Raw genomic sequence first — 25,010 nt, forward strand, 5'->3', positions numbered from 1 at the left:
AGTCTTTGTAATACTCAATTCTGCTTGTAAATAAGTCAAAACTTTCAATGTCACAGTTGTCCTTGAGTTTTGTTATTGTTTGGTCTATGTATGTCTGAGCTGCAAATCTTTTGTTTATTAATTCAATATCTTGATAAAGACCGTCAATGAGAGACCAATCGTTATTGTCAAACAGTTTCTTTTCAGACTCACGACCAACTCTTGCAAGTCCGTCAATGTCTCCACCATAACTATCAAATATTTTGATTTTATCTATTGTAATCATCGGTCGTGTTAAAATAGCACATAACGTTTTGCAGATTTGCGATGGGCGGGAATTTTACCACGAATGTTGGTACAGAGCACAAAACTTTCGGCTACCACAAAACTGTTTGCGGAGCAAGAAAACCCGCCTATTGCAAATGTGCTGTTAGCAGCCGTTATTCTATCTGTTTGTCTCAATGTAATTCCTAATTTTGGTGTCCAAATTTTGTTTTATCCATTGTCCATATGCTTTCTCTTCTTTGTCCCTGTCATACTTTTCATTTTTGTAGCCACTTTTGTCAAGCCACTCATTCCAAGGAGAACCGATATTAAAAGTGTCTTTAGAAATTTTTAAATCATAAAGTCCAAAATAGTAACCACCTCTTGAGAAAACTAAATGTCTGTTATTAATTATTTCAAGTTTGGGATTTGATGTAAAAAGTCCAGCTTCGTCATAATTAAATAAAACTTCTTTGCTTCTTATCCACTCTGTGTCCTCAGCTTTAGTTCCTTTATTAAAATTCCAGTTAATATATAATTTTTCGGGGTCAACTTTTTTGTCAAGCTTTAAAACGTAATAACCAGGGTCGCCAATACCAACATTGTCAAAATAGAGGCAATAATTAAAGTTTCCGTCTGGAGATTTCACATGTTGTGAATAGTCCAAATAGTTCGTGTTGCACCCTAAAATGGAGGTCGTTAAAAATAAGGTCAGTGAAAGTTTTATTGTCCTGTTGAGTGGCATGTTTTGTTGTCCGCGGGTTTTCCTAAAATGGCTGCTAACGCCCCAAGGCTTTGCGAAGTTGGCGGCTCGAGATAAACCCTTATGCAATATAACAGGTTGAAGATGATTTCCCGCCAATTTTGCAAAACCTTTGTTAGGTGCAGCAAGCATTATTGTAATTGAACATTGTCTACAGTCCATTTATCTTCGATTTTTGTTAATTCTGATTTTGCAGAGAAATTACCCTTTGCTCCAACAATTGTAAAATAAAATTCAGCGTCCCCAGTTTCATCATCTGCTGTAATTTTACCACTCACGAAAATCCCAAAGTATTTGATTTTACCCGTTTTCAATAAAATTTCTTTGTTGCTTTTACAATAAGCTTGAGTTTCTCTAAACGCATTTGACTGTTTAAATATTAAATCAAAAACTAAAGTACTGATCATCCAAAATACAATTGCTAAAGTCCAAAAGCTTAATACATTTTTAAACAGAAAAATAATGCCATTAAATGGATTAAGTTTCATTTTACTAAGATATTCCTTCCATTTTTTAAAGAAATTTGGGTAATGTCCTTTAGTAGTCTTATAAAATTTTAACCAATAGATAAGCCCTATAATTGTTAAGATAGGCGATAGTAATAGACCTGCTGTTGAGTATGGCTGATAGTTTGCGGTTTCTAAAAAAAAGGATATTATGTAGAGAATGCATCCAGTAGTAATCAGTAATTGATGTTTGAACTTCATTTAGAGCTAATTCTTTTTAATAAAGTTAATATTTTAATGTGTTTTATCTTTAGTTAATGATTTTACCATTTCATTATTTTTAGATAGATAATTGCAGATATAAGAAATGGTGGGTATGCGCCCAGAGTTGCACCTAACGGTTTGCAGATTTGCGAAGGGCGGCATTTTTACCATTAATGTTTATGTGGAGCACAAAATTTTTGGCTACCACTAAACTGTCTGCGGAGTGCGAAACCCCGCCTATTGCAAATGTGCTGTTATAGGCTGCCGTTATTTCTGTTGTCAAATATTTCGTCACGTTATTTATTTACTATTTTCTTTAAACCATTCTTGTCCATTGTCTAAGCGAACTAAAAAGTCTGTGAATGAAGTTCCGATTTCAATGTGATATTGTTTGTCCAGGTCAATAAATGGAGAAAGAACAATTCTATAAATGCCACTGTCAACCAGCTCAATTGCAATAAACTCACTACTCCCGTTTCCGCCTATTCCAAGTGTGTTTGGTAAGTTGTCGAAAATTTCATAGTCTTTATTTGTTTCTAATAGCTCGTCAAAATCCCATAGTCGCATAAACTCTTGTCCGATGTGCCCTTCAAAACCTAAATAGTTTTGAATATAAGTCTTGTAGTCGGTTGGAAGGTTGAATTTTACAATGCTTTCAATTTGGTCAATTGTCGTCAATGGTTTTTCAGTCCGCTTTGGGCAATTATACTTGTTAAGAATTTTTTCAAATATTTCCATTGTCTGCTTGAGTATGTCTATCGTCCTACGGTTGCCTATAACGTTTTGCGGCTTGGCGAAGGTGGCGGCTCGAGATAAACTTACTAAAAAACTGTGAGGGTTGTATAAGACTTCCAGCCACTTTTGCCAAACCGCTGTTATATGCAGTTTAGTCATTTTTCTTATGGAACTTAACTGTCCTAATCGCATCCAAAAAGATTCTCTCATTTTCTGGTTTCAGGTTATGCCCGTTCAGCTGAAATTTGTCAATACCAGATCCTGCTGTCCAAAGGCTATCAATATATATTCCCGTTGTCCCTATTCCAGTTTTTTTAGGTTTAATAATAACTGCTTTTTTATTATCAACAATTTCTACGCTTCTTTTACTTTTCAATCTTTTTTCTAAAGCAACAGTGTCCTCCCCAAATGGGTGTTCTTCCTTTAAGTCATTGGAATACCAACCCAGGTCAAAAGAAAGAGTATCTCTATTGTCTATTGCAATTCTTCCTATGTAAGAATCGATTCCCTTTTCCTTAATTGCAATCCAATTTTTGGGCACTTCAATTGTGAATGTCTTAAAATCCAATGTCTGGGTTTTCTTGTTGCAAGAAAGTATTAAGATCAACACTAGAAGAGATATAGGTATGCGATTTTTCATTGGCGTTTATAATTGCGTATAACATTTTGAGGCTTTGCGATGGGATTTCGAAGCACAAAAGCTGGTTTATTACTAAAGTTTAATTGAAAAACTGCTGTTGGATTTTGCAGTTCAGCCCGCCTGACGCAAAACCCTTGTTAGCTGCTGCTGAATTCTACATTTCAATATTTTCAAGTAAAGAAAGATAGTTTTTTCGTTGCCCTTCAGTAATTCCTATCCAGCCACCGTCTCTCCAAAGTGTAGCCAAGTCACTTGTACTTTTAAGAGTGTCAAAGTTCGGTATTACTTTTTCTATGATAATTTCAATAATTTCATTTGCGGCTTTTTCTGCTGAGTTAATGCTTTGGAGAGTCCACCATTTGTCTTGTTTGTCATCAAGGTAAAATCCTATTCTTCGATTATAATGACATTGATGTTCTATAGGCAAACTTATGTCGTCAAGTTGTGAAATAATTGCAGATGCAATTTCAGTATTCACAGTCAACTTAAGAACATCTGCGGTCGAATTTTGACTGCTTTGGACACCAATGAAATAGGTCAAGTCTCCATTTGAAAAGCTAAATACATTTCCTTTTTTCTTAAAATGTCGCTCTTTTAGCTCAGTTGTCAATTTGTCTGTAATTACTTTTTTATAGTCTTTTGAATTCATTCAGTTTGTCTTTACAGTTGCAGGTAACGGTTAGGGTTTGAGTTGTGCCCGAGTAACAGCACTTCACTGTCGCCCATTAAAAGCAGAAAACTCGAGAACTACATCCAGCGGTCATAACTCAAAATCGATGTTGACTGCTGATTTTTTTAGTCCGCCGCTAATTTTACATAAATTATTAAGGTCAAAATTAAAAGTCCAAAAACGAGTCGTAGGCGCTTTTGCTGCTCTGCTTTTTTTAAATACCCGTCTTTCTTTAATTCCCAGGAGAATAGTACTTCAAAAAGAGTTCCAGCGGGTTCGAAGATAAAATCACCGACAGCGTAAGATTCTTTTGCTCTTTTTAAGTCTTCATATTTATCCGCTTTTTTTGAAAGGTATTCTGCGTGTCGTATTTGGTCTTGAGGAACATTTCTTAGTTTTAATTCTTTTCTCGCTTGTTCCACTGCATCACCGTTCCATTTTTCAATTGCTCCTACAATCTTCAACAACTCTTTAGTCGTCCTTGTTGCTATGGGTGGCTTAAAGTCGGTCATTTTAAATTTGCAGGTAACTCCTAAATATACGCAAGTTTTTTAGAAGACAAATAGTTAGGGTCTACACAAATGGTAACGTAATTAATTTTGATTGCCATATAATTCTCATCTATCTCTCCTCTCTTTTCACTAACAAAAACTCATCATTTTCCAATGGGAGATAACCTTGCTCATAACAGAAAATATAAGTAGTGCCTTTTTGGGTGGCATAGGTATGGGTGTGGTAATTAAAATCGAAGCCTTTACGCAGTAAAACTTCTCTTTTAACTTTAGCCTTTCCATCTGGATTTTTTGACCGTAGAATATCTCGGTTCTTTTTTAAAACCCGATTAACCTCATTCAAGAAACCGTTGTCTTCAGTTCTTAAGTGGTTATTGTAATTGGTGCGACATTGGTCGTCACAGAATTTTTTATCAGCCCTGCCATTAACAACGGCGTTGCAGTCGAGACATAAACGTTCCATAAGGTTTTTGTTTTATCAAGGGCTGATGATTAAAACTACTAAAAAAATGAAAAAGCAAAGAATTTGAAAACGGCTTTTAGATAGCGTAAAGAAGGTTTATCCGTGTTTAAACGTTTATACACGGTTATAAATGTTTAAAATCCGACTAAGTTCCGTAGCTGTTTGCAACTTTGTTCTGTCGGTAGTCGTGGTGACTATTGTTCGTTAAACATTTAGAAACTTAATTTTAAAGATCATGGAAAACGTAGTAAACAGAGTAGTATTGAGCGGATTTGCAGGTAGTGATGCAGAGTTAAAAGCAGTAAGTGGCAATCAGAAATTGGCACGTGTAAACATGGCGGTGAATGAGAACTTCAGAAATGGAGCGGGAGAGGACGTGAGAAAAACCCACTGGTTTTCGCTAAGCTTCTGGGGAGCAAAGGCAGATATCGCAGAGTTAAAGATTAAAAAAGGCACACGTTTTACGATCGAGGGAAGGTTACAAACAAATAACTATGAAGCAAAGGACGGCACCAAACGTTACGTAACTGATATCGTGGTAGAAGAGGTTGAGGTGAAAGAATTAGAAGTAGCGAATTAGTTTTGTTATTAACCGTTAATGGGCACAGATAAACACACGTTTGTTTGTGCCCATTTTTAATAGTTTCAAACACCAAGACACAAACCTGCCTGCCTTGTAGGCAGGGAACACTAAGTATAGTTTTGATTACTTTGCGCACTTCATTTCTTTGCGGTTAAAAAAAGGAAGATCCAGTTTTTTGGCGGACGATTTGCCACAAAGCCACGAAGACACAAACTTTTTTGATGCTAACTCTGTCCTACTTGATTAAAAACAACTGTTCTTTAAATCCCTCTCTTTCAGGAGAGGGAATGCTGTAATTAGCCAACTCACTACCATTAATAGGGTGAGGTTGATTGACCACAAAGGCACCAAGACACTAGGCATTTTGAGGTAATTTTATCTCAATGATTAAAAACCACAATCCTTTAAATCCCTCTCTTTCAGGAGAGGGAATGTTATGATTTTGCCAATGCACAGTCCTTTCACAGGGTGAGGTCTAGACTAACATAATAATTCCTTTTCATTGCTGGATTGAAGTATCTATTATTTGCCGCATTTAAATCATTGCCCAAACTGTAATCTTGATTAAGTAGATTGTTTACGCCAAAAGAAATATCCAAAACTGTTTTACTGATCTTCAAATTTCTTATTCCCGTTTTTACATCTGCCAAATGATACTTCTTGGCAAAAACCGTATTTGCATCATTTAAAGGAATAGTTGATGTGTAATTGTGTTGGGCGAATAAATAAATTCCCTTTTGGAAATTGAACATTAAGCTACTCACAATTGTTTGCTTTGGCACCCCAGTTAATTTATTTCCAGAATAATCTAATCCAGCATTTTTAAAATCATCAAATTTAAAGTGACTATAGGTAAAACTATTGCTAACTAGTAATCCATTTAAAAATTGAGTTGGATTTGCTTTAATTAACCATACACTCATTTGAAACTCTGTGCCCAATTGTTTGGTGCCACCTGCATTGATGAAATATTCAACATCACTACTATTTAATCTTCTAACAATTGCGTCCTTTAAGTGAAAATAGAATAGCATGCCATCAGCAAAAAATCTTTTGTTCTTGGTTTGAAAACGTAAGCCAGTTTCATAATTCCATCCAGCTTCTGCTTGTAAGCCATTATTGATGATATTATCTGATGAACGAACTTCAGCTAAAGTAGGAGGAGAGTATCCTTTACTAACCGAGGCTCTAAAAGTTAGATTCGAATCAACCAAATAAGATGCCGCAATCTTGGGCATCAACCTTGTTTTAAAACTTCTTTGTTTTTCGGCTATGGCAACTGGGAAATAACTTTGATAATCGTAACTGAAGAAATTTAAACTTGAACCAAGTTCAACCAATAACTTTTGTTTAATGTCGAGGTTTAGTTTTAAAAAACCAAAATCCTGATGTGCTTTTAAATCGTCGGATGCTGTTAGATTAATGGCTACACCTTGTGCATTCCCATAATTGTTAATTTCAGTTTTAGTCCTCGAACTTTCTAAACCGCCTTGTATATTGTATTTGATATTATTAGTGATTGTTGCGTATTCTAAAAACGTTCTTATGCCAATGGTACTTTCTTTTCTCTTTTCGTAATTAGTGATGAAAGGGTTCTTGAAGTCTGTATTTGAAGTAAACAAGGCAATAATATGCCGAAAGTGCTGATTAAAGCTATAATTGTTAGATAACCCAGCAAAGAAGGTTTTATTGTAAATGGCTGCTTTTTGAGTTATTGCGCTAGGTAATGTTGGTGTTGCTGGTCTAGCAGCCCTTGGGTTAGTAGCTAATTGAGCTGCGGTTAATCCACCTGGAGTTTGATAATCTAAATCGCTATAAAAAACAAAAGCCTTTAGTTTGCCTTTAACACTATAATCCCACAGTTGTGAAGTCTGAATATATCTTCTTTTTAATTCGCTATTTTCTCTATAGCCATCGCTTTGTTGGTAGCCACCTGTAAAATTGAAATTGAAATTTTTAGTGGACTGATTCAGACTGGCGGTTTGGTGAAATAGGCCATAAGAGCCAGTAGTAGTTGATAAATTTAAACTGTTAGCCTTTTTTAAAGTTGAATTAATTAAGACAGCTCCACCAGTATTGGCGCCGAAGATACTTGCTTCGGGGCCTTTATAAATTTCTAGACTTCCCACGGCTGCAACATCCAATGAGTTTAGGTAAGTATTGCCGCCAGCATCTGTTAAAGGAAAATCGTCAATATAAATTTTTACATTTCTTATCCCAAACGGAGAACGCAATAAACTCCCTCGTAAAGATAAACGGTAGCTGCCAGGTGAACGTTCTTCCATTCTAACCCCAGGAGCAGTGTTTACTAAACCAACTAAAGCACTGCTTGATTGGTTTTTAATTTGGTTGCTATCTAAAATACTAACCGAACCAATTGACCTCATTAAAGGTTGTGTATTGTAATAGCCTTTAACTGTAACTTCATTTAACTTTTTTACAGTGTCAATTTGTGCATTGGCACTGATGGAGAAAAGAATTAGAAAAGCGATTATAGTTTGTTTCAAGGTTATAATATTTTACGTTATATCGAAGGAGGTACGACTGCCTGTCCCGATACTTCATCGGGAAGATATCTCTGAGCTATCACTTGCCATATTGATAACAGTCTGCGAATTTAGGTTGGTGCTTAAGAAACTTAGAGATTTCTCCTCGTGAAGAACTCGTTCGAAATGCCGCAAAGTAAGAAAAACTACTTCGCAGCAACTCTCCAAATAATTCCACTTACATCGTCTGCAACTAGCAAGGCACCGTCTTGCGCAACTGCTACGCCAACAGGTTTGCCATAAACTTCTTTCTCGTCTTTCACAAAACCAGTTAAGAAATCTTCTAATTGCCCAGTGGGCTTCCCGTTTTTAAAAGGAACGAAGGCTACTTTATAGCCTACGAACTGTGAGCGGTTCCATGAACCATGCTGACCAATAAATACACCGCCTTGATATTTAGCTGGGAATTTTTTGGCAGTATAAAAAGCTAAACCCAAAGAAGCAGTGTGTGCGCCAACAGGAATGTCAGGAACAAGTGCTTTTGCTACCAAATCAGGGTTTTGCCCTTTTAATCGAGGGTCTTCATTCTGGCCGAAATAAGAAAAAGGCCAGCCATAAAAAGCACCTTCCTTAACACTGGTAATGTAATCTGGCACTAAATCATCACCTAAGCCATCACGTTCGTTTACTGCTGTCCACAGTGCATTTGTACCCGGAGCCCACGCCATCCCCACAGGGTTGCGTAAACCACTTCCATATATTTTTTCTCCAGTACCATCTGGATTAAACTCTAAAATATTTGCTCTTCTAATTTCATTTGGTAAACCACGTTCTGCCACATTACTGCCAGAGCCTACAGTAACATAAATTTTAGTTTGCGCTGCGTTTACAATTAAATTTCGTGTCCAATGGTTATTGTAACCACCAGCTGGCAATTCTAAAATCTTTTTACCAGCAGCTTTAATTTCTGTATCTCCAGCTTGGTATGGGTACATCCAAACGCCGTCTGTATTGGCCACATAGAATGAGTTGCCTATAAAGGCTGCGCCATAAGGCTGATTTAGCCCTGTTAAAAAAGTGAAGATTACTTCAGGTTTTCCATCTTTATCAGCATCTCTAAATAACATTATCGTATTTACACTCTTGCCTTGAACTTCAGATTTCGCTTTGCCGCTTATTTCATTGGCCGCTTGTTCTACCTTTGTTCTTTGCGAATTAGAAAGTACTACAATAACATCTCCATTAGGTGCAATGACAATATTTCTAGGACTTTTCATACCCTCTGCAAATTTAGTAACCACAAATCCTGCAGGTGCAGTCGGTGTTTTGCCTTCTGGCCAAGCTACCACTTTACTAAAGTTGGTCTTACTAGCTTTTGTATCTGCTTCAGGTAACTCTATAGTTTTGCCTACCCCTGTTTTTACTTTTGCAGCTGGTGTAGTCTGGCTGTTTGAATTGCTATAACTACCCAATAAGATAGCGCTTGATAATAGGGTTAAACGCAGGAATTGATTTTTCATTTAATGACAATTAAGGATGTTAATGGCTAACATTCAAATTTAGAAGTTGTTTTCTTGTTTTTGGTATTAATAAGAGATGTATTCATTTTGTTGCGAAAGTATAATGACAATTGAAGCTAATATTAATAACCACCAAATGGAACCAATAACAATCAGGAAGATTTGTCTGCCATTAAAACGGTCTTGCACAATAACTTCATAACCAGTATCATTCATTTTTGCATAGTTTAATGCTTTAAATGGTTTAATAAAACAGGTTAATGCAAAAATTGACATTAATCCATAGGGCTCGGGTAAATAAGACAATAAAATCAAGAATAAGTACGCAATAAATAGTAAGCTTGGCGAATAATTTTTTTGATAATTCTTTGCTTTTGCAAGATCAATTATCTTGCTAAATAGCCTGATTAAAAAGAAGATACCGAAGATGGTTCTTATGGCAGGCATAATGTCTGTATTTTCTTTTTCTTGAAAAAATCTCCAGGCTTTATAATTCCACCAGATGGAGTAAAGGCCAAAAGTGATAACTGATAAGAAGATAAATTTATTTAAGCTAATGATGTATTGGGGCTCGATGGTTTGTTCTGCAATAGAAAGTTTGTCATCTAACATATCTTTTTAATTGGAAGGTTAAGTTTTGATTTCTGTTAATTGATTAATTTTCTAGCTTAATCTTAACATTCTTCAATTTTTTAAATATTTCACGAAGTGCTAAAATTTGATGTTCATTTAACGCTTTTTTTGATATCAGATTAGTAGAACCTTTTGCCAGGTGTATGATGAACCAATTCTTAAGTTCTTCCACTTTATAAAGGGAGTTTAACTTGATTTTGGAATTAAAGTTCGAACCAATTATCCTTAGATTATCATTATCAAACTGATATTCATTTGCACCATTTAAAACATTATAATTCTTAAAGTTTTTTTTTGCTGAAAAATATATACCCAAAGGCATCATAAAGACAATAACAAGCCCTAATACAGGTTGATATGAGGGATAACCCTCTATAATGTCATAAATTTCAAAAAAATCTATTATTGAAATAGTAATAAATATAATTCCGAGAAGTAATGTCAATATAGAGCCAATCTTTTTATAAAATAATATGTAATTCAATTTCAAATAGTCACTGAATTCAATTTTATTGTGAAAGTTCATTTTCTTTATTCTTTTAATTTTAAAAATCTATCCAAACTTCAATCTCCAACTTAGCAAGTTTCCATCCTCATCCACTTTTTCGAAGTGATTACTTTCTAAAATATGCCAAGAAGCCGGATTGTCTTTTGCGGTTTGGGCGAAAATAGATTTCACGTTGTCTTGCCTTTTGGCCCATTCAATGATACAGGCTACAGCCTCGGTCATGTAACCTTTGCCCCTAAAATCTTCATAAGTTCCATAACCAATTTCTATTTCTCCATCTTCTGCAGGCTCTCCAACAAAACAAATGTCACCAACCATTCTGCTTTCTGCTTTTAAAATGATAGTCCACAAGGTGGAAAAAAGATGATTTTTGCCTGTATCGGCAACGTTTGGCAAGATTGTTTCTGCTAATGCCTCTCTTAATTCTGGCGTAATTATTTTCTTGGTTGGATTTAATTTTAATTCCGCCTCCAAAGAATTGTCATTCGCAATATACTTGATCAATTGGTCGTGAGAAAGCGGTTTTAGGATGAGATTTTGGCTGGAGATCATTAGAAAATATTAGTATCAGGAAGGATGTTTGCTCAAAAATATGAAATATATTGAAGCAAATAAGATTTTAATAATCCTACTACTTTTTACCAATCTTTCTGTCTATTAGCCATTGCTCAAGTGTCTCCCAAAAACCCATTGCGTATTCAAAGCTCAAAGGTTCATTGTAGTAACCATTTTTTGCAACCATCCCATTGTGTGCCATTTTAGGAATAATAGCAACTGTGTAATCATTGTTTTTTGCTAATTGCAAGGCAGATTTAATTCTAGGATAGCTCTTTTGTGAATTTACATTACAGTCTTTTTCGCCCATTAACCATATTGTAGGTGTTTTAATATGCTGTAAGTAATTGTAGCTGTCGTAACTTAAATTCTTGCTTAACCACGTCCACCATTTTAATGAGCTCAAAGTTTTAGTTCTTTCTTGTGGATATACCTTTTTAAACCATTCTTTATCTCTATAACTCAATATTTGTTTATTTCCATCTTCCCAAGTTTTGCCTTTTGCTGCTAAATCCCAATTAGCATGATACATAGCCATGATTTCGTTTATTTCACTGGTTGTAAAGCCATCTGCTAGTAACGAACTTTTATATTCATGGCTAATGGTGTTAAAAACATTTTCACCAGCCCCAACCCTCATTACCAAAAAAGCAAGATCTTTAACTTTTGAGGCAGCAATACTGCCAGTCCATCCGCCTTGGCTATTTCCCATTATCCCTATTTTATGAGGATCAATGCTTTTGCTCGCCTTTAAAAAATCTACACCAGCTATTATATCATTAGCCAACTCATCAAAACTTGCGGTTTCCCAATCACCACTAGATGCTCCTGCGCCTTGTTTGTCGAAAGTAAGTATACCAATTCCCAACTGCAGAAAAAAGGTAGTGAAAAATCCAACACCCCTTGTTGCTGCACCTGAACCATGGGCAAATACCACTACTGGATGTTTTCCTTCTGTGGCGGGTAAGTAAAGATCACCTTTGATTAAATTTTTGCCACTCTGAAACGATATGGATTCAACTTGATGTGGCGCAACCTTTTTGGCAATAGCTTTTGTTTTGTCATTGACAATTGCTAAGCCATCAATTTTGTTGTCTTTTGAAATGAACGCAAATGTTTTGGTGCTATCATTTATGTCTCTAAAATTACCGGGTGAGGTGGGATTGAGCAGTCCAATTTTTAAAGTTTTAAGGTCAAGATAAGCTAAGCTCTGATTTAATTCATCGAAAATCCCAAGCGTGATGCGATGCTCATTTCCAAAATCATATGTGCCTTCATATTGATATAATTCATTTCTTGATATTGACTTTTGCTGAGCTTGACTTACTCCGTAGGTGAAAAAGAGGAGTGCAAAAAGATATTTATAACACATAAAATAGATTTGATTGCTCTTTTGACGCTTTAGTTCAAAAATAGGTTACATCTATTAGCTTATTTCATTAATGATAGCCGTTAGACCATTATGGTCTTTATTCAAAATCCTTAATTAACAATTCAATGTCTTTAAATTCATCTGATTATTTTATCTTTAGGCGATTTTAAGAAAAGGGTTAATTTCAAAACCCAATCCACCTAAACAAATACCAAAATTATGTCAAATACATCTAAGATCATCTACACCAAAACAGACGAGGCGCCAATGTTGGCCACTTATTCCTTATTACCTATTGTGCAAGCTTTTACTGCTTCGGCAGGTATTGATGTAGAAACTAGAGATATTTCATTGGCAGGAAGAATTTTAGCAAACTTCCCAGAATATTTAAAAGACGATCAAAAAATAGGTGATGCTTTAACTGAGCTTGGTGCACTAGCAACAACCCCAGAAGCTAACATCATCAAATTACCAAACGTTTCTGCCTCTATTCCGCAGTTGGTAGGTGCAATTACCGAGTTACAGGCCCAAGGTTACGCCTTGCCAAACTATCCTGATAATGCACAGACAGAAGAAGAAAAAGCAATTAAAGCTAAATACGGCAAGGTATTGGGGTCTGCAGTAAACCCGGTTTTACGTGAAGGTAACTCAGATAGAAGAGCACCTAAAGCCGTTAAGAATTACGCAAAGGTTAACCCACACTCAATGGGTGCTTGGTCTGCAGATTCTAAAACTCGTGTAGCGAGCATGAGCGAAGGTGATTTTTACGGTTCAGAGAAATCTGTAACCATAGCAGATGCCACTCAATTTAAAATAGAATTTGTAGCTGAAGATGGAGCTGTAACTGAATTAAAAGGTTTGGCTAATTTAAAGGCTGGTGAAGTAATCGATAGCTCTGCTTTAAGTTTATCAGCATTAAAAGCGTTTGTGGCTAAAGAAATTGTAGCCACTAGAGCTGCAGGAACATTATTGTCTGCTCACTTAAAAGCAACAATGATGAAAGTTTCTGATCCGCTAATTTTTGGTGCAATTGTAGAAGTTTACTTCGCAGATGTATTTACAAAATATGCAGATTTATTTAAGGAATTGAACGTTGATACAAGCAATGGATTAGGTGATGTTTATGCAAAGATTGCTGGTAATCCTAAACAAGCCGAAGTTGAGGCTGATTTAGCTGCGGCTATTGCAAACGGCCCGGCATTGGCAATGGTAAACTCTGATAAAGGAATTACTAATTTGCACGTACCATCAGATGTAATTGTAGATGCTTCTATGCCAGCAATGATTCGTACATCTGGACAGATGTGGAACGCAGCAGGCAAATCTCAAGATACTACAGCTTTAATCCCTGATCGTTGTTACGCTGGCGTTTATACTGCCACAATAGATGATTGTAAAGCCTATGGTGCTTTTGATGTAACTACCATGGGTTCTGTGCCTAACGTAGGTTTAATGGCTCAAAAAGCTGAGGAATATGGTTCACACGATAAAACTTTCCAAGCAAAAGCAAATGGAACAATCCGTGTAACTGATGCAGAAGGTAAAGTTTTCTTCGACCAAAAGGTAGAAAAGGGCGATATATTCCGCATGTGCCAAACTAAAGATGCACCAATACAAGATTGGGTAAAATTAGCGGTAAATAGAGCTCGTTTATCTGCAACTCCTGCTGTTTTCTGGTTAGATGAAAATAGAGCACACGATAGAGAGATTATCGCGAAAGTGAAAAAATATTTAGCTGACCATGATACTAACGGATTAGATATTCAAATTTTGGCTCCAGTAGAAGCCACTAAATATACTTTAGAAAGAATTAGAAAAGGATTAGATACCATCTCGGTAACTGGTAACGTATTACGTGATTATTTAACAGACTTATTCCCAATTTTAGAATTAGGAACTTCTGCAAAAATGTTATCTATCGTTCCGTTGATGAATGGTGGTGGCTTGTTCGAAACAGGTGCCGGTGGTTCTGCTCCAAAACACATTGAGCAGTTTATTGAAGAAGGCTATTTACGTTGGGATTCATTAGGTGAGTTTTTAGCATTACAAGCTTCTTTAGAGCATTTGGCACAAACTCAAAACAATGCTAAAGCACAAGTATTAGCCGATGCATTAGATGAAGCAAATGCATTATTTTTAGCAAATGACAAATCTCCAGGTAGAAAATTAGGAACCATTGATAACCGTGGCTCTCATTTCTATTTAGCTTTATATTGGGCTCAGGAATTAGCTAAACAAACAAAAGATGCTGATTTGCAAGCAAGATTTGCACCTTTAGCAAAAGCATTAACTGATAACGAAAGCAAGATTGCTGAAGAGTTAATAGGTTCACAAGGTAAACCGCAAGAAATTGGTGGTTATTATCATCCAAATGATAAGTTGGCATATAAAGCAATGCGTCCAAGTGAAACATTGAATGCTACGTTGGCAAGTTTGTAAGATAAAAAGTGATTTCCTTGGTTGGTGGCTCACCAACCAGTAGTATAGATCAGTCGTAGCTTTTTGTTACGACTTTTTTGTTTTATATCTTTTGCCCGCTGATATCGGAGATTTCGCAGATAAGGAATAAAAATCTGCGTCATCAGTGTAAATCTGCGGGAGAAATTAACTGTAAGAAAATCAATTAATTCCCTTGTTTGTGATGACTCGCCAACCATATTAAAAATAACCAAGGCTATCTGGAGTTAATTTGCAATCTAGCTGAAATAACTTTATGATTTTTAAGCAAATAATAAATAGCTGCAAAAAGTAAAGCCAAACAAGCAATAAAACTATATAGCTTTGTATTATTGCCGGGTTTATCAGTTTGATAGATATTTATATCATCAGCTTCTAATGAATAAACTTTTGGGCGTTTTGAGTTAAAATCGGATTTCTTTACCCAAACCTTTACTTGTCCTGCATTTTCTAGGGATAAATCTACTCCGCCAAGCGCATTAAATCCTTGATAAACACTATCAATATTTAATTTTATAGTGTATAGTCTTTTGTCGTCTCTTAAAGTAAAATATAGTACAGCACATTTAACTGTTTTATTATCAATCATTATATCCTCAACAGTATTAATGGGTTTATTATAGAGTTGTCCTTTTATCATTATCAGATTGTTTTCTCCAAACAAAAGCTGAGTGAACAATACATAAAAGCCATAAAAAATGATAAATAAGATGATGATTAATATAGCTCTCATTATATTAACTAACTATTTAGTTAAATATAGTTAACTTATTTATTAAAACAAATTTCCAATCCATTTATTCCTTGGTGTCCTCACCCGCTAATTAAAAGTCCTAGCATCTCGTTACGACTTTTTTGTTTGCAATTTTTGCCCGCTGATATCGGGGATTTCGCAGAAAAAAAGGGATTAAAAATCTGCGTCTTCTCCGTAAATCTGCGGGAGAAATTATCTTGCTTTCATTTGCTAACTATAAAAGTCTCACTATTAAACTTCTCAATTCAATAATCTATCTGTGTCCATCCTTTTTATCCCTGCCTGCCGCCAGGCAGGTGCGGTTAAATTTTCCAAAACAAATTTCCAATTCATTTCGTTATATTCATACCATAAATCGGATATACCATGAGTACAGAAAATCAAAATCATAAACCATCAAATGATAAATTACATCCAAGTGATCTTGGAGAAACCAAAGACTTTAACGATTTATCTTTTGATGAAAATAAACAAAGTTATGAGTTAGATGTAAAAGGGGAGGATAAAGATTACGACCATCCGATGCCTTATGAAACTGTTGCAACTGGTGCAATTGATGATAATTCTACTTTCGATGAAGCGAATCCTTATGTTGGGGATGAATACGCAACTGATGTAGACAAAGTAAACGATAAGTTAGATGAATTGGGAATGCATGTTGATAATACAGGTGAAAGTGTATTGCTAAGCCCTGAGGATGAAATTCTTGCCCGTACTGAGGAAGATGAAAGAGACGACTTAGATGAAGAGGGTTATCCTAAAAATGATGCGCCGAATGCTTAGTTAAGGTATATTATAAATTTATCTTATAAGAATTAGTTGACGGTTTAGCTGTCGAAGCCATTTTTTATGGCATAAACTGCTAAACCCACACGTGTTTTTAGTTCTAGTTTCTCGAATAAACTATCTCTGTAGCCTTCAACAGTTCGTGTGCTACAGTTCATTTGATTAGCAATTTCTTTATAGCTCATTTCGGTCACCGTAAAACGTAAAAACGTTTTTTCTCTCTCGTTAAAATCTTTTTTATCGGATTGTTTGGCTCCGTTACTGATACTCGAAAATAATTTGCTAGCAGCCCAATCTGGGTAGTAGTGCCCGTTTTTGACTAAATGATTTAGCGCATCCGCCAATACTGTAGGGTGTACGTTTTTGAGCAAATATCCCTTAGCACCACTTTTAATCATCTTTATAAGACTATGCTCGTCATCTTGCATGCTTAAAGCCATAATTAACACATCAGGGTAGGTTTCTTTAAGCCAAGCTGCAGTTTCAAATCCATCCATTATTGGCATGCTAATATCTAACAATACCACATCGGGTACATTTCTGGGGTGCTTACATTTCTCTTGCAAATCTTTGCCATTCTCGCATTCGTAAAGTACTTCAAACTGCTCGAAATTTGCTAAGATAGTACTTAATGCCTTTGCAATTAAAATATGATCATCAACGATTACAATGCTAGTTTTCATCAGTATAATTTGTTTTTAATGGTAATGATGTGCCAAAGGCATCCCTTTGGGGCCGTCATAGGTATGGTCACGATGCGTTGTGAACGTATGCCCATAGGAGTTTCATTTTATATCGAAATTTCTATGGTTAATTTTGTTCCATCCCCTTCTTTACTTTCTATATAATAACTACCACCAATTAAGGCTATTCTTTTCTTTATATTACTTAATCCAATACCTTTTCCTGCCATTTTTTCAGTATTAAAACCTTTTCCATCATCACTTAAAGTTAGTATTAATTGGTTATCGTTTTTAACTAAGGTTGCCGAAATTGTTTTACAGGCAGCGTGTTTAATGCTATTTTGTATAAACTCTTGCACAACTCTTAATAATAAACTTTTAGCTTGATAACTTAATGGTATCGACTCAAAATCGACCTTTAAATTAAGTTTGTATTTTTTTAATATTTCAATTCTAGCAAACTCTTCTTTCAATAAAATAGAAATATCGTTTGTGTCAATATGATTGTCTGTCAAAGATTTAGATAAGTGCCTTAACTCTGACAAAGCATCATTTATAAGCTCTCCAATCCCTGTAATCTTATCGTTTATTGGCAAAGCTTCATTTTCGAAAGCTAATTGCTGGGTATATAAACTCGCTAAAGTTAGTTTTTGGCCAACGTTGTCATGTATTTCGCGACCAATGTGTTGCATGGTTTGGGTTTGTATCTCTATTTGTGTAGCTAACAATTCTTTTTGATGTAAAACATGTTGCTGCTGTAATTGAGTTATACTCTCTTTTTTTTTGTTTTTATATTGAATAACAAAGGAAATAGCAGCCACAATAAATGCCACCAAAAAAATATTGAATAAAATAATAACTAATAGATATTCGGTTTGCCCCATATAAACGCTGCAGTAAATAACAAATACATCAAGTGATTAGCGATCAGAAAAAAGGTGTAATAATTACTCCACAAATTAGCTTCATTCAGCAATAAATTATAAAATGAAAAAAATGGTAATGTGCCTACATAAAGTAGCATAATGCCAATATTTATGTAAAACATATAATTGGTATGGAATAAAAGTATTTTTTCTGATTTTATTTGCTTAAAAATTTCTAAAATAACTAAAAACATCAATAGTACCGTGCCAACGGTATAACTTAAAGACAACATCATACCCGGCTTATGAATAATTGTAAAATAAGGTAAAAACGAAACACAAAATAAACCAGTAATAATCCAAAACAATTTTTGCCTGTTTAAAGATTTTACGGCGTATAGCCAATAAAAGAATACAAATTCAATGGGTATAACGAAAAAGTCATAATACGTACTTATGTATGAAGGATAATTTTTTAATCCCCATTTAGCAAATGCCTCCATTAAAAAGATTGCACAACAGTAAACAATAAACCATTTCCAATGACTTTTTTTGAGTGCGGGAAAATGAAATAAAGCAACAAGCGCTGTTGAAAACTGCACCCAAATCAGTGTTTCGCTCAATATCTTTTGGGTATTGCTAAATAATACCATGATTATTAAAAAGATTGCCCCTCCTTTGATGCTGGTGGTATTATTTGCCCATGATTTAAAGACATCACTTCCGTATCATCTCTTTGATCTCTTACCATGATATAACTCATTTGTTTAAGATTTTTCTTCATGAATCCTTCGTATGTATTGACATCTAAAGGATTAAAATCAGTGTAAACGCCTCTTGTGTTTTTAATTACGGGTAACAGAATTAACGTGTGTTTTCTTTCATAAAGTCTAGTAATATCATTGTTTAATAATTTTTTTAAATTTTCATACCCTGGATTAGCCCACTTTGTATTTAATGGATATGCTGCATAATACATTCTTATGGCCAGTTTATTATTTGCATCTGGTTGGTTATGTTTTACATTGCTTTCAATATCATTAATGAATTTTTTTAACGTGTCTAGATCAAATAGGATAGAATTTGCATCATTTTCCACCCCATTTTCTCTGTCATTTTCTATGGCTTTGAGCTGCGTTTGCCTATAATTATTAGTCATTTCTTGTATTAAACTATACCGTAATGTACTTGGCTTAGAACTTGGTGTATTAGGGTCAGTATCTGTTTTTTTTGGTGGATAGTAATAAGCATATACGCCAAAAGCAATAATAAGTACCGCAATAATGAGAGTTAAATGTTTCTTTTCCATTTGATTAATTTGAAATTATATAATAAATATACTTTTTAATTATACAAAATAGCTAAGGTTTAGTTAAGAAAACTAGGGGTATCCGCTCGTTTTTAGTATCGCTAAACAACGGTAAAATTTACCGCTGTTTAAACGTCAAAATTCAGTTGTATAACCATTAACTGTTGCCTCTAGGTATTGCACCTTTGTAAGGTGTAAGACAGTTGACAAATTTTAGTTGTACACAATTTATAAAATAGAATTGATGAGAAAAAACTTTAGAAGAATAAAACAGTTTATCAATTTGGTACGAGTGGAAATAGAATTTTGCAAGACCATATTTTATAAACTATAAAACACCCTACATCTACCAAAACTAATCCCATAAGATTTGGTTATAGTTACCTGTCCTGGTTTCAGGCAGGTAACTTTTTAAAGCTGTTATTCTAGCTATTCTAAACTCCTTGTAGTCTCTGTTTCGGAAAACCGAAGCAAAAAAGCCTAAAAACTAATGTTTGTAAATTCTTATGATTAAGGGTTTGCTCAACTAAACAAGTATGTCTAATCTTTATTCGGTTAAATGCCTTTTGGTGTTTAGGCGCACCTAGCCTAATGTAAGTAGTTAAACAACGGTAGAATTTATAGCTATTTAAACATTCAAATACAGTTTTATGCACATTGATTACCAATCAATTGCGCTGCAAATTTGTGTCAAGCAATCTGTAAACGATGTCTTATAGATGAGTTAACTCATGCATATATTTTAACTAAAAGGAGTATTCCGAAAATCCTTAAAAGAGTAGGAATAAAAATTAAATCTAAATATTATGAAAAAATCAATTCTACTACTAATCGCTTTAGCTTTTAGTACGGTTGCATTTTCGCAAGTAAAATTTACTAAAGCAGAGCAACAACAAATGCAAAGAATTCTCGGTAACGATTTCACCGCAGTATTAGGTAGGCAGGGACAGCTGGCAGTTGTTACACCAGACAAAGTTGGACAATTGACATCTACCGCAAAGGGAAGTTTTAAAGGAATGCCTGGACTTGCGGCTAATGCAGTTTTAGCAGCTAACGAAAAATGGTGGGTTTACAAACAAAGTGGCGATTTGCTTAAGTCAAAATTGGGAGAAGAACGTTTTAACCAATTAAATAAAATCCTTACTAAAAAAGGATTAAATATTAATGCTGTTGAAAAACCAGTAGCATTTACTAGGGCAGAGCAACAACAATTGCAGAAAGTTTTGGGCAGAAACTTTACAGCAGTATTAGGTGAGCAGGGACAATTGGCAGTTGTTACGCCAGACAAAGTTGGACAATTGAAATCTACAGCAAGGGGTGGTTTTAGCGGGATGCCTGGCCTTGCAGCTAATGCAGTTTTGGCAGCGAACGAAAAATGGTGGGTTTATAAACAAAGTGGTGATTTGCTTAAATCTAAATTAGGAGAGGAACGTTTTAACCAATTAAATACAATCCTTGCTAAAAAAGGATTGAACTAAAATTTGCCAGTATAGTGTAGATGCAATTCTACACTATATTAATTTTATTTAAATCAATAGAGTACCTAAAAATACCGAAAATGAACTCATATACAATTAAAAGTGTTTTGAAGGATAATGTTTTTTATAACATTACCTATTGCTATAATGCCAACCAATTAGAGGTTTTTAGAATTTTGGTGGCTCTTTTTGCAATTATCTCAATGTATACGTTGGTTTTAGATTACGATGTTTTTTTTGCGCCAAATGGCATAGTTAATTGGGAAGTGTCTAATGCAAATGCACTTTGGTTTGAGTGCCATCCACAGAAAATTGCCGATTTTTTAAGCATATCGCCCAATTATGTAATGATTGCAATTCTTACGTTGTATTTTTTAGGCCTTATTGCCTTATTATTGGGGATTTATACTAGGCTGTCAGCTATTATTTGCTTAATTAGTTTTACATTAATTACCAATGTAATGTCTTCTTTCGCATTTGGAGTAGATATTTATCAATCAGTATGCTTTTTTTTCCTAACTATATTTCCAACAGGTTATAGTTTATCATTAATCAAAAAAGATAATTATCCTAATCTTAACGAGGTTAAGCAAATATGCATTAGGGTATTGCAGCTATACTTAATTATAACTTATATATCAGCTGGATTTGAGAAAGCATTCATGCAAAATTGGTGGAATGGGAGGTTTATCTATTTCCTTAGCAATGACCCAACCATAATGACAACAAACTTTTTTCCAAAAGACCAAAATAGCCTTTTCTATGTCTTTTTTGGGATTATGGTGGTATTTATAGAATCATTGTATTTCATGTTAGTATGGTTTAAGAAAACTCGACTGTACATACTCATCATAATTATATCAATGCATTTGTTTATTGCACTCTTTATGGACTTGTTGTTTTTTGGGTTGCTACTAATTGTGTTAAATGTAGTTTGCTGGTACCCGGCAATTTTTGCTAATCTTAAAATTAAAGAAAATGATAAAAGCATATAAAATTACTTTCAGAATAATATTGTTAATTGTTTTGTTATCGGTGATGAAAGTTAGTGTGTGGATTGATAAAAATATTGATTGTTATCCCCTTTCAGTTACACAATCCTTTATTTTTAGAATTACCAGGTTGAACTGGCAGTATGGGTTTTTTACCAGTAAGTCTAATAATTATCAATTCATTAAAAGTGATATTAGCTTAGTAGATCCTGCTAATACTTCGAGAAATATAATCATTGCAAAGGACAGTGGTTTGGATAAATTGGTTTTGCCAATAAACGCAGTTAGAGTTAACTCTTCAATTCAACAAATGGTTAGGGATACACTTTATTTAGAGGCTGGATCTAGGTCTATAGCTTTATACTTATTTAAAAATTTTCCATCATATAGAAATATAGATTTCTCTATACAAACCTATAATAGAAAAATTAAAGTGGATCAGACTAGGTTTAAACTTACAACTAAACTCGATACGTTATTTAATCGTAGAATTAGTTATTAAGCGAAAAGACTAAAGTTGATAGTTAGGTCGAATTGTTACTATAGACAATGGAATTTTCAAGAAATTGTTAATGGAGTTTTAATTATCATTAACAATTTGGGCCTATGCTTGTAACTTTTCGATCTCTTCTTTCCAGTGTTTTCTGCCATTAATCACAAATTTTTCTACTTTGCCATCTTTAGTAGTTATTTGTAATCCGTTAGGGATAATTCCCAAAGAATTATAGAGTGTTACTCCTGTAATGCTTGCAATGTCAATGCATTGTTCATGATTTTGAATATTAAAACCATGAGATTTAAATTCTAGCCTACCTTTAAACAGATATAATTTTCCGCCAACTGCCTCTGCACCTTTAAAATGATTGGCTCGTCCAGAAAGAATGATTTCTTCTCCATTGCTATTAATACTTGTTTGCTTAGCTACGGTTTTAGAACCAGCAAAGAAATAAATGAATACCCCAAAAAGCACACCGCCAATTGGAGCTGTAACAGCTGCAAAGGGAATGCTAACCATATAAGTCTCAATAATTCCAAAAACTACAGCGAAGATTACAGCAGCATAAAATGAATCTCTTAAAAGAATTTTCTTTTCAGTAGTCATGATTAAGGATTAATATCCAGGTTAAACCTTTTGCGCATTTCCTCTATCTGTGGATTTTTTTCGACCATATAAGCGTATTTATCTTTGTTGGTATAAATCCTCTTTTTGGTTGTATTTTCACCTTTTTTGGATACAATTTGTAAGTCGTAGTTTTTTAGTGCAGAACGAAGAAAATTTAATAAATCTACCTTTTCATCTTGCAAGGTACTTTCTAAAGCTAAATTCTCTACCAATACCGTAATTTCAGTCCCATTAATAATTGGGTCGTTATTCATTAAGGTATACAAGTGAATCTTATCTGCATCCTTGGCTTTTTGAGTGTAAACTTTCCAAAGGTCTAGAAATTGCTCCTCAGTAAAACTTTCCTTTTCATTGCCCGTAATATATTTAGGCCCTTTATCTTCGTCACTTTTAGCAATGCTTTCTAAATTTGTAAGTGATGGAATTAAGGAAGCAATAGTGTTCGTGCTTAAAGGCTGAATTTTTATTGAACCAGTAGAAGGTTTAGGTAAGGTAATAGGCCTGTTCGGCTCTGGTGCTTTTGTAGGTAAAGGAATATCTAAGTGGTCAGGTAAATCTTGCAATTCTTCTCGCTCAACAAAGTCTTTAAGGTCAGCTACACTAGCGTTCTCAACTTTCAGACTTTCGGACTTTCCGACTTCCTGATTCTCAGTTCTCTGCTCTTCAATTTTCGGACTTTCCGACTTTCCAACTACTCGACTCCCCGAACTAATTAAAGTTTTTTTTTTATCCTGATCTGAGTCAGTTGCTGTAGGTTGGTTTGCAAGTTGGATTACCGAAGGAATGTGGCACATTTTAATGAGCGACAATTCTACTTGCAACCGTTGATTTTTACTGTTTTTATAAACTAAATCGCATTGGTTGGCCAAGTTCAAAGCAGTTAAGATAAATCCTAAATCAGCAGATTTGCTTTGAGCCAAGTATTTTTGCTTAATGGTTTCACTAACTTCTAACAATTGTACGGTTTGCGCATCTTTCCCAACCAAAAGGTTTCTAAAGTGACTAGCCAAACCATTGATGAAGTTATTGCCATCAAAACCATTATTTAAAATCTCATTAAATAAAAGTAAGGTCTGGCTAACATCGCCACTGCATAAAAAATCAGTTAGCTTAAAATAATAATCGTAATCTAATATGTTAAGGTTGTCAATTACTGCTTTATAAGTTACGTTTCTATTGGTATAACTTACAATCTGGTCAAACATTGAAAGTGCATCACGTAAACCGCCATCAGCTTTTTGAGCTATAATGTGTAAACCATCACCATCAACAGTAATGTTCTCACGAACGGCAATTTTGTTTAAGTGACCCGCAATGTCTTCAACCTGTATTCTGTTGAAATCAAAAATCTGACAACGAGATAAAATAGTTGGCAAAATTTTATGTTTTTCAGTAGTTGCTAATATGAAAATAGCATAAGAAGGTGGTTCTTCTAATGTTTTAAGAAATGCGTTAAATGCATTTGCCGAAAGCATGTGAACCTCATCTATAATATAGATCTTATATTTCCCTGCTTGTGGTGGTATACGAACCTGCTCAATTAAGCTCCTGATATCATCAACAGAGTTGTTTGATGCCGCATCTAATTCATGGAAGTTAAAAGAATGTCCTGTTTGAAAAGAAACACAACTTTCACAAGTTCCGCAAGCTTCAGTTTCTGCAGAAAGATTGGTGCAGTTTATTGTTTTTGCCAAAATACGGGCGCAAGTAGTTTTACCCACACCACGCGGACCACAAAACAAAAATGCCTGGGCTAGTTGGTTGTTTTTGATGGCATTTTGCAAAGTTCCCGTAATATGCTGCTGCCCAACTACGGTTTCAAACGTAGCCGGACGATATTTACGTGCCGAAACAATAAAATTTTCCATCGCAACGAAAATAGGAATTTTTGTCGAGGTTGAAATGTTGAAAGTTATAATGTTGAAAAGTTACCTTTTGAAACGGCCGTCATCCGATGAGTATATGGTTCCTGCAAATCTCATCGGATGACTAGTTTTGGTTTTTTTGAAAATCCAAATCAGTGCTATTTGGCGACTGCTGTCCTGCTTTCAGCTATATTTTTTTATGTCCTTCGACTACCTGCCTACACGCAGGCAGGCGCTCAGGATGACATAAAAAAGGATGCCGCTTCAATCCGGTTTATGATTTAAGTTGGTGCTTTCTACTTCT

Annotated in this window: 27 protein-coding genes; 6 read left to right on the forward strand and 21 right to left on the reverse strand. The window is 34.8% G+C overall.

Going from position 1 to position 25,010, the window contains the following annotated elements; all coding sequences use genetic code 11:
• The 8 genes from EZ428_RS23505 to EZ428_RS23540 all read right to left on the reverse strand — a co-directional run.
• Positions 1-265, reverse strand: a 265-nt coding sequence (locus EZ428_RS23505) for a hypothetical protein (protein WP_131554005.1), incomplete at its 3' end; no start/stop codon positions are given.
• A 159-nt stretch (positions 266-424) separates the two neighbouring features.
• Entirely contained in the window at positions 425-1,138 is a 714-nt protein-coding gene (locus EZ428_RS23510; RefSeq protein ID WP_131555793.1) for a hypothetical protein, read from the reverse strand.
• A complete protein-coding gene (locus EZ428_RS23515) occupies positions 1,138-1,713 on the reverse strand; it encodes a hypothetical protein (protein WP_131555794.1) in 576 nt (191 codons plus the stop codon). The genes EZ428_RS23510 and EZ428_RS23515 overlap by 1 nt, the downstream gene beginning before the upstream one ends.
• 303 nt (positions 1,714-2,016) lie before the next feature.
• Positions 2,017-2,454, reverse strand: coding sequence for an SMI1/KNR4 family protein (locus EZ428_RS23520; RefSeq protein WP_131555795.1), 438 nt, complete (start codon positions 2,452-2,454; stop codon positions 2,017-2,019).
• Between the two features lie 148 nt (positions 2,455-2,602).
• Positions 2,603-3,091 carry a hypothetical protein gene (locus EZ428_RS23525; protein WP_131555796.1) on the reverse strand — a complete coding sequence of 163 codons (489 nt, stop codon included), beginning with the start codon at positions 3,089-3,091 and terminating at the stop codon, positions 2,603-2,605.
• A gap of 154 nt (positions 3,092-3,245) precedes the next feature.
• The gene (locus EZ428_RS23530) at positions 3,246-3,740 is read right to left on the reverse strand and encodes a DUF4304 domain-containing protein (protein ID WP_131555797.1); all 495 of its coding nucleotides are present in this window, start codon (positions 3,738-3,740) and stop codon (positions 3,246-3,248) included.
• Positions 3,741-3,886: 146 nt separating this feature from the next.
• Complete coding sequence (locus tag EZ428_RS23535) at positions 3,887-4,273, reverse strand: hypothetical protein (protein WP_131555798.1); 387 nt, start codon at positions 4,271-4,273, stop codon at positions 3,887-3,889.
• Positions 4,274-4,382: 109 nt separating this feature from the next.
• Positions 4,383-4,736 (reverse strand): hypothetical protein, encoded by a 354-nt coding sequence (locus tag EZ428_RS23540; protein WP_131555799.1) that lies wholly within the window; start codon positions 4,734-4,736, stop codon positions 4,383-4,385.
• 235 nt (positions 4,737-4,971) lie between these two features.
• Here EZ428_RS23540 and EZ428_RS23545 point away from each other — a divergent pair, with 235 nt between their 5' ends.
• Positions 4,972-5,316: a single-stranded DNA-binding protein gene (locus EZ428_RS23545; RefSeq protein WP_131555800.1), complete on the forward strand. Its 345-nt coding sequence runs from the start codon at positions 4,972-4,974 to the stop codon at positions 5,314-5,316.
• Between the two features lie 464 nt (positions 5,317-5,780).
• Here EZ428_RS23545 and EZ428_RS23550 read toward each other — a convergent pair whose 3' ends face one another.
• From EZ428_RS23550 to EZ428_RS23575, 6 genes are all read right to left on the reverse strand, one after another.
• Positions 5,781-7,826: a TonB-dependent receptor gene (locus EZ428_RS23550; RefSeq protein ID WP_225871153.1), complete on the reverse strand. Its 2,046-nt coding sequence runs from the start codon at positions 7,824-7,826 to the stop codon at positions 5,781-5,783.
• Positions 7,827-8,011: 185 nt separating this feature from the next.
• Positions 8,012-9,325, reverse strand: coding sequence for a PQQ-dependent sugar dehydrogenase (locus EZ428_RS23555; RefSeq protein ID WP_131555801.1), 1,314 nt, complete (start codon positions 9,323-9,325; stop codon positions 8,012-8,014).
• A 66-nt stretch (positions 9,326-9,391) separates the two neighbouring features.
• Positions 9,392-9,937 carry a hypothetical protein gene (locus tag EZ428_RS23560; RefSeq protein WP_131555802.1) on the reverse strand — a complete coding sequence of 182 codons (546 nt, stop codon included), beginning with the start codon at positions 9,935-9,937 and terminating at the stop codon, positions 9,392-9,394.
• A gap of 43 nt (positions 9,938-9,980) precedes the next feature.
• Complete coding sequence (locus tag EZ428_RS23565; protein WP_131555803.1) at positions 9,981-10,484, reverse strand: YcxB family protein; 504 nt, start codon at positions 10,482-10,484, stop codon at positions 9,981-9,983.
• 27 nt (positions 10,485-10,511) lie between these two features.
• Positions 10,512-11,018, reverse strand: a complete 507-nt coding sequence (locus EZ428_RS23570) for a GNAT family N-acetyltransferase (RefSeq protein WP_131555804.1) — start codon at positions 11,016-11,018, stop codon at positions 10,512-10,514.
• Between the two features lie 79 nt (positions 11,019-11,097).
• Positions 11,098-12,393, reverse strand: coding sequence for an alpha/beta hydrolase family protein (locus EZ428_RS23575; protein ID WP_131555805.1), 1,296 nt, complete (start codon positions 12,391-12,393; stop codon positions 11,098-11,100).
• Between the two features lie 219 nt (positions 12,394-12,612).
• Between EZ428_RS23575 and EZ428_RS23580 the strand changes: the two genes are divergently transcribed.
• Complete coding sequence (locus EZ428_RS23580) at positions 12,613-14,832, forward strand: NADP-dependent isocitrate dehydrogenase (RefSeq protein ID WP_131555806.1); 2,220 nt, start codon at positions 12,613-12,615, stop codon at positions 14,830-14,832.
• Positions 14,833-15,067: 235 nt separating this feature from the next.
• Here the strand turns inward: EZ428_RS23580 and EZ428_RS23585 are convergent, their stop codons facing one another.
• Entirely contained in the window at positions 15,068-15,583 is a 516-nt protein-coding gene (locus EZ428_RS23585; RefSeq protein WP_131555807.1) for a hypothetical protein, read from the reverse strand.
• 387 nt (positions 15,584-15,970) lie between these two features.
• Here EZ428_RS23585 and EZ428_RS23590 point away from each other — a divergent pair, with 387 nt between their 5' ends.
• Positions 15,971-16,387 (forward strand): hypothetical protein, encoded by a 417-nt coding sequence (locus tag EZ428_RS23590; protein ID WP_131555808.1) that lies wholly within the window; start codon positions 15,971-15,973, stop codon positions 16,385-16,387.
• 44 nt (positions 16,388-16,431) lie between these two features.
• Here the strand turns inward: EZ428_RS23590 and EZ428_RS23595 are convergent, their stop codons facing one another.
• From EZ428_RS23595 to EZ428_RS23610, 4 genes are all read right to left on the reverse strand, one after another.
• Positions 16,432-17,073 (reverse strand): response regulator transcription factor, encoded by a 642-nt coding sequence (locus EZ428_RS23595; protein WP_131555809.1) that lies wholly within the window; start codon positions 17,071-17,073, stop codon positions 16,432-16,434.
• A 107-nt stretch (positions 17,074-17,180) separates the two neighbouring features.
• Complete coding sequence (locus tag EZ428_RS23600) at positions 17,181-17,957, reverse strand: sensor histidine kinase (RefSeq protein WP_131555810.1); 777 nt, start codon at positions 17,955-17,957, stop codon at positions 17,181-17,183.
• Positions 17,933-18,592, reverse strand: coding sequence for a hypothetical protein (locus tag EZ428_RS23605; protein ID WP_131555811.1), 660 nt, complete (start codon positions 18,590-18,592; stop codon positions 17,933-17,935). The genes EZ428_RS23600 and EZ428_RS23605 overlap by 25 nt, the downstream gene beginning before the upstream one ends.
• A 5-nt stretch (positions 18,593-18,597) precedes the next feature.
• The gene (locus tag EZ428_RS23610) at positions 18,598-19,248 is read right to left on the reverse strand and encodes a hypothetical protein (protein WP_131555812.1); all 651 of its coding nucleotides are present in this window, start codon (positions 19,246-19,248) and stop codon (positions 18,598-18,600) included.
• Between the two features lie 806 nt (positions 19,249-20,054).
• Between EZ428_RS23610 and EZ428_RS23615 the strand changes: the two genes are divergently transcribed.
• From EZ428_RS23615 to EZ428_RS23625, 3 genes are all read left to right on the forward strand, one after another.
• Complete coding sequence (locus EZ428_RS23615) at positions 20,055-20,726, forward strand: hypothetical protein (RefSeq protein ID WP_131555813.1); 672 nt, start codon at positions 20,055-20,057, stop codon at positions 20,724-20,726.
• Positions 20,727-20,806: 80 nt separating this feature from the next.
• Entirely contained in the window at positions 20,807-21,721 is a 915-nt protein-coding gene (locus tag EZ428_RS23620) for a hypothetical protein (protein ID WP_131555814.1), read from the forward strand.
• Positions 21,705-22,220 (forward strand): hypothetical protein, encoded by a 516-nt coding sequence (locus EZ428_RS23625; protein WP_131555815.1) that lies wholly within the window; start codon positions 21,705-21,707, stop codon positions 22,218-22,220. The genes EZ428_RS23620 and EZ428_RS23625 overlap by 17 nt, the downstream gene beginning before the upstream one ends.
• 102 nt (positions 22,221-22,322) lie before the next feature.
• Here the strand turns inward: EZ428_RS23625 and EZ428_RS23630 are convergent, their stop codons facing one another.
• Both EZ428_RS23630 and EZ428_RS23635 read right to left on the reverse strand, forming a co-directional pair.
• A complete protein-coding gene (locus EZ428_RS23630) occupies positions 22,323-22,820 on the reverse strand; it encodes a PH domain-containing protein (protein ID WP_131555816.1) in 498 nt (165 codons plus the stop codon).
• Positions 22,821-22,822: 2 nt separating this feature from the next.
• Complete coding sequence (locus EZ428_RS23635) at positions 22,823-24,709, reverse strand: DNA polymerase III subunit gamma/tau (RefSeq protein ID WP_131555817.1); 1,887 nt, start codon at positions 24,707-24,709, stop codon at positions 22,823-22,825.
• Positions 24,710-25,010: the final 301 nt, after the last annotated feature.

The sequence above is a fragment of the Pedobacter frigiditerrae genome (assembly GCF_004331645.1).
Classification (GTDB): Bacteria; Bacteroidota; Bacteroidia; order Sphingobacteriales; family Sphingobacteriaceae; genus Pedobacter; species Pedobacter frigiditerrae.

What these genes read in the sequence shown, in the direction of transcription:
- EZ428_RS23625 (WP_131555815.1), top strand. Translation starts at nt 21,705, where the DNA reads ATGATAAAAGCATATAAAATTACTTTCAGAATAATATTGTTAATTGTT.
- EZ428_RS23520 (WP_131555795.1), bottom strand. Translation starts at nt 2,454, where the DNA reads ATGGAAATATTTGAAAAAATTCTTAACAAGTATAATTGCCCAAAGCGG.
- EZ428_RS23525 (WP_131555796.1), bottom strand. Translation starts at nt 3,091, where the DNA reads ATGAAAAATCGCATACCTATATCTCTTCTAGTGTTGATCTTAATACTT.
- EZ428_RS23590 (WP_131555808.1), top strand. Translation starts at nt 15,971, where the DNA reads ATGAGTACAGAAAATCAAAATCATAAACCATCAAATGATAAATTACAT.
- EZ428_RS23545 (WP_131555800.1), top strand. Translation starts at nt 4,972, where the DNA reads ATGGAAAACGTAGTAAACAGAGTAGTATTGAGCGGATTTGCAGGTAGT.
- EZ428_RS23535 (WP_131555798.1), bottom strand. Translation starts at nt 4,273, where the DNA reads ATGACCGACTTTAAGCCACCCATAGCAACAAGGACGACTAAAGAGTTG.
- EZ428_RS23580 (WP_131555806.1), top strand. Translation starts at nt 12,613, where the DNA reads ATGTCAAATACATCTAAGATCATCTACACCAAAACAGACGAGGCGCCA.
- EZ428_RS23600 (WP_131555810.1), bottom strand. Translation starts at nt 17,957, where the DNA reads ATGGGGCAAACCGAATATCTATTAGTTATTATTTTATTCAATATTTTT.
- EZ428_RS23605 (WP_131555811.1), bottom strand. Translation starts at nt 18,592, where the DNA reads ATGGTATTATTTAGCAATACCCAAAAGATATTGAGCGAAACACTGATT.
- EZ428_RS23575 (WP_131555805.1), bottom strand. Translation starts at nt 12,393, where the DNA reads ATGTGTTATAAATATCTTTTTGCACTCCTCTTTTTCACCTACGGAGTA.
- EZ428_RS23615 (WP_131555813.1), top strand. Translation starts at nt 20,055, where the DNA reads ATGAAAAAATCAATTCTACTACTAATCGCTTTAGCTTTTAGTACGGTT.
- EZ428_RS23635 (WP_131555817.1), bottom strand. Translation starts at nt 24,709, where the DNA reads ATGGAAAATTTTATTGTTTCGGCACGTAAATATCGTCCGGCTACGTTT.
- EZ428_RS23565 (WP_131555803.1), bottom strand. Translation starts at nt 10,484, where the DNA reads ATGAACTTTCACAATAAAATTGAATTCAGTGACTATTTGAAATTGAAT.
- EZ428_RS23630 (WP_131555816.1), bottom strand. Translation starts at nt 22,820, where the DNA reads ATGACTACTGAAAAGAAAATTCTTTTAAGAGATTCATTTTATGCTGCT.
- EZ428_RS23540 (WP_131555799.1), bottom strand. Translation starts at nt 4,736, where the DNA reads ATGGAACGTTTATGTCTCGACTGCAACGCCGTTGTTAATGGCAGGGCT.
- EZ428_RS23555 (WP_131555801.1), bottom strand. Translation starts at nt 9,325, where the DNA reads ATGAAAAATCAATTCCTGCGTTTAACCCTATTATCAAGCGCTATCTTA.
- EZ428_RS23570 (WP_131555804.1), bottom strand. Translation starts at nt 11,018, where the DNA reads ATGATCTCCAGCCAAAATCTCATCCTAAAACCGCTTTCTCACGACCAA.
- EZ428_RS23620 (WP_131555814.1), top strand. Translation starts at nt 20,807, where the DNA reads ATGAACTCATATACAATTAAAAGTGTTTTGAAGGATAATGTTTTTTAT.
- EZ428_RS23510 (WP_131555793.1), bottom strand. Translation starts at nt 1,138, where the DNA reads ATGCTTGCTGCACCTAACAAAGGTTTTGCAAAATTGGCGGGAAATCAT.
- EZ428_RS23610 (WP_131555812.1), bottom strand. Translation starts at nt 19,248, where the DNA reads ATGGAAAAGAAACATTTAACTCTCATTATTGCGGTACTTATTATTGCT.
- EZ428_RS23530 (WP_131555797.1), bottom strand. Translation starts at nt 3,740, where the DNA reads ATGAATTCAAAAGACTATAAAAAAGTAATTACAGACAAATTGACAACT.
- EZ428_RS23585 (WP_131555807.1), bottom strand. Translation starts at nt 15,583, where the DNA reads ATGAGAGCTATATTAATCATCATCTTATTTATCATTTTTTATGGCTTT.
- EZ428_RS23515 (WP_131555794.1), bottom strand. Translation starts at nt 1,713, where the DNA reads ATGAAGTTCAAACATCAATTACTGATTACTACTGGATGCATTCTCTAC.
- EZ428_RS23595 (WP_131555809.1), bottom strand. Translation starts at nt 17,073, where the DNA reads ATGAAAACTAGCATTGTAATCGTTGATGATCATATTTTAATTGCAAAG.
- EZ428_RS23560 (WP_131555802.1), bottom strand. Translation starts at nt 9,937, where the DNA reads ATGTTAGATGACAAACTTTCTATTGCAGAACAAACCATCGAGCCCCAA.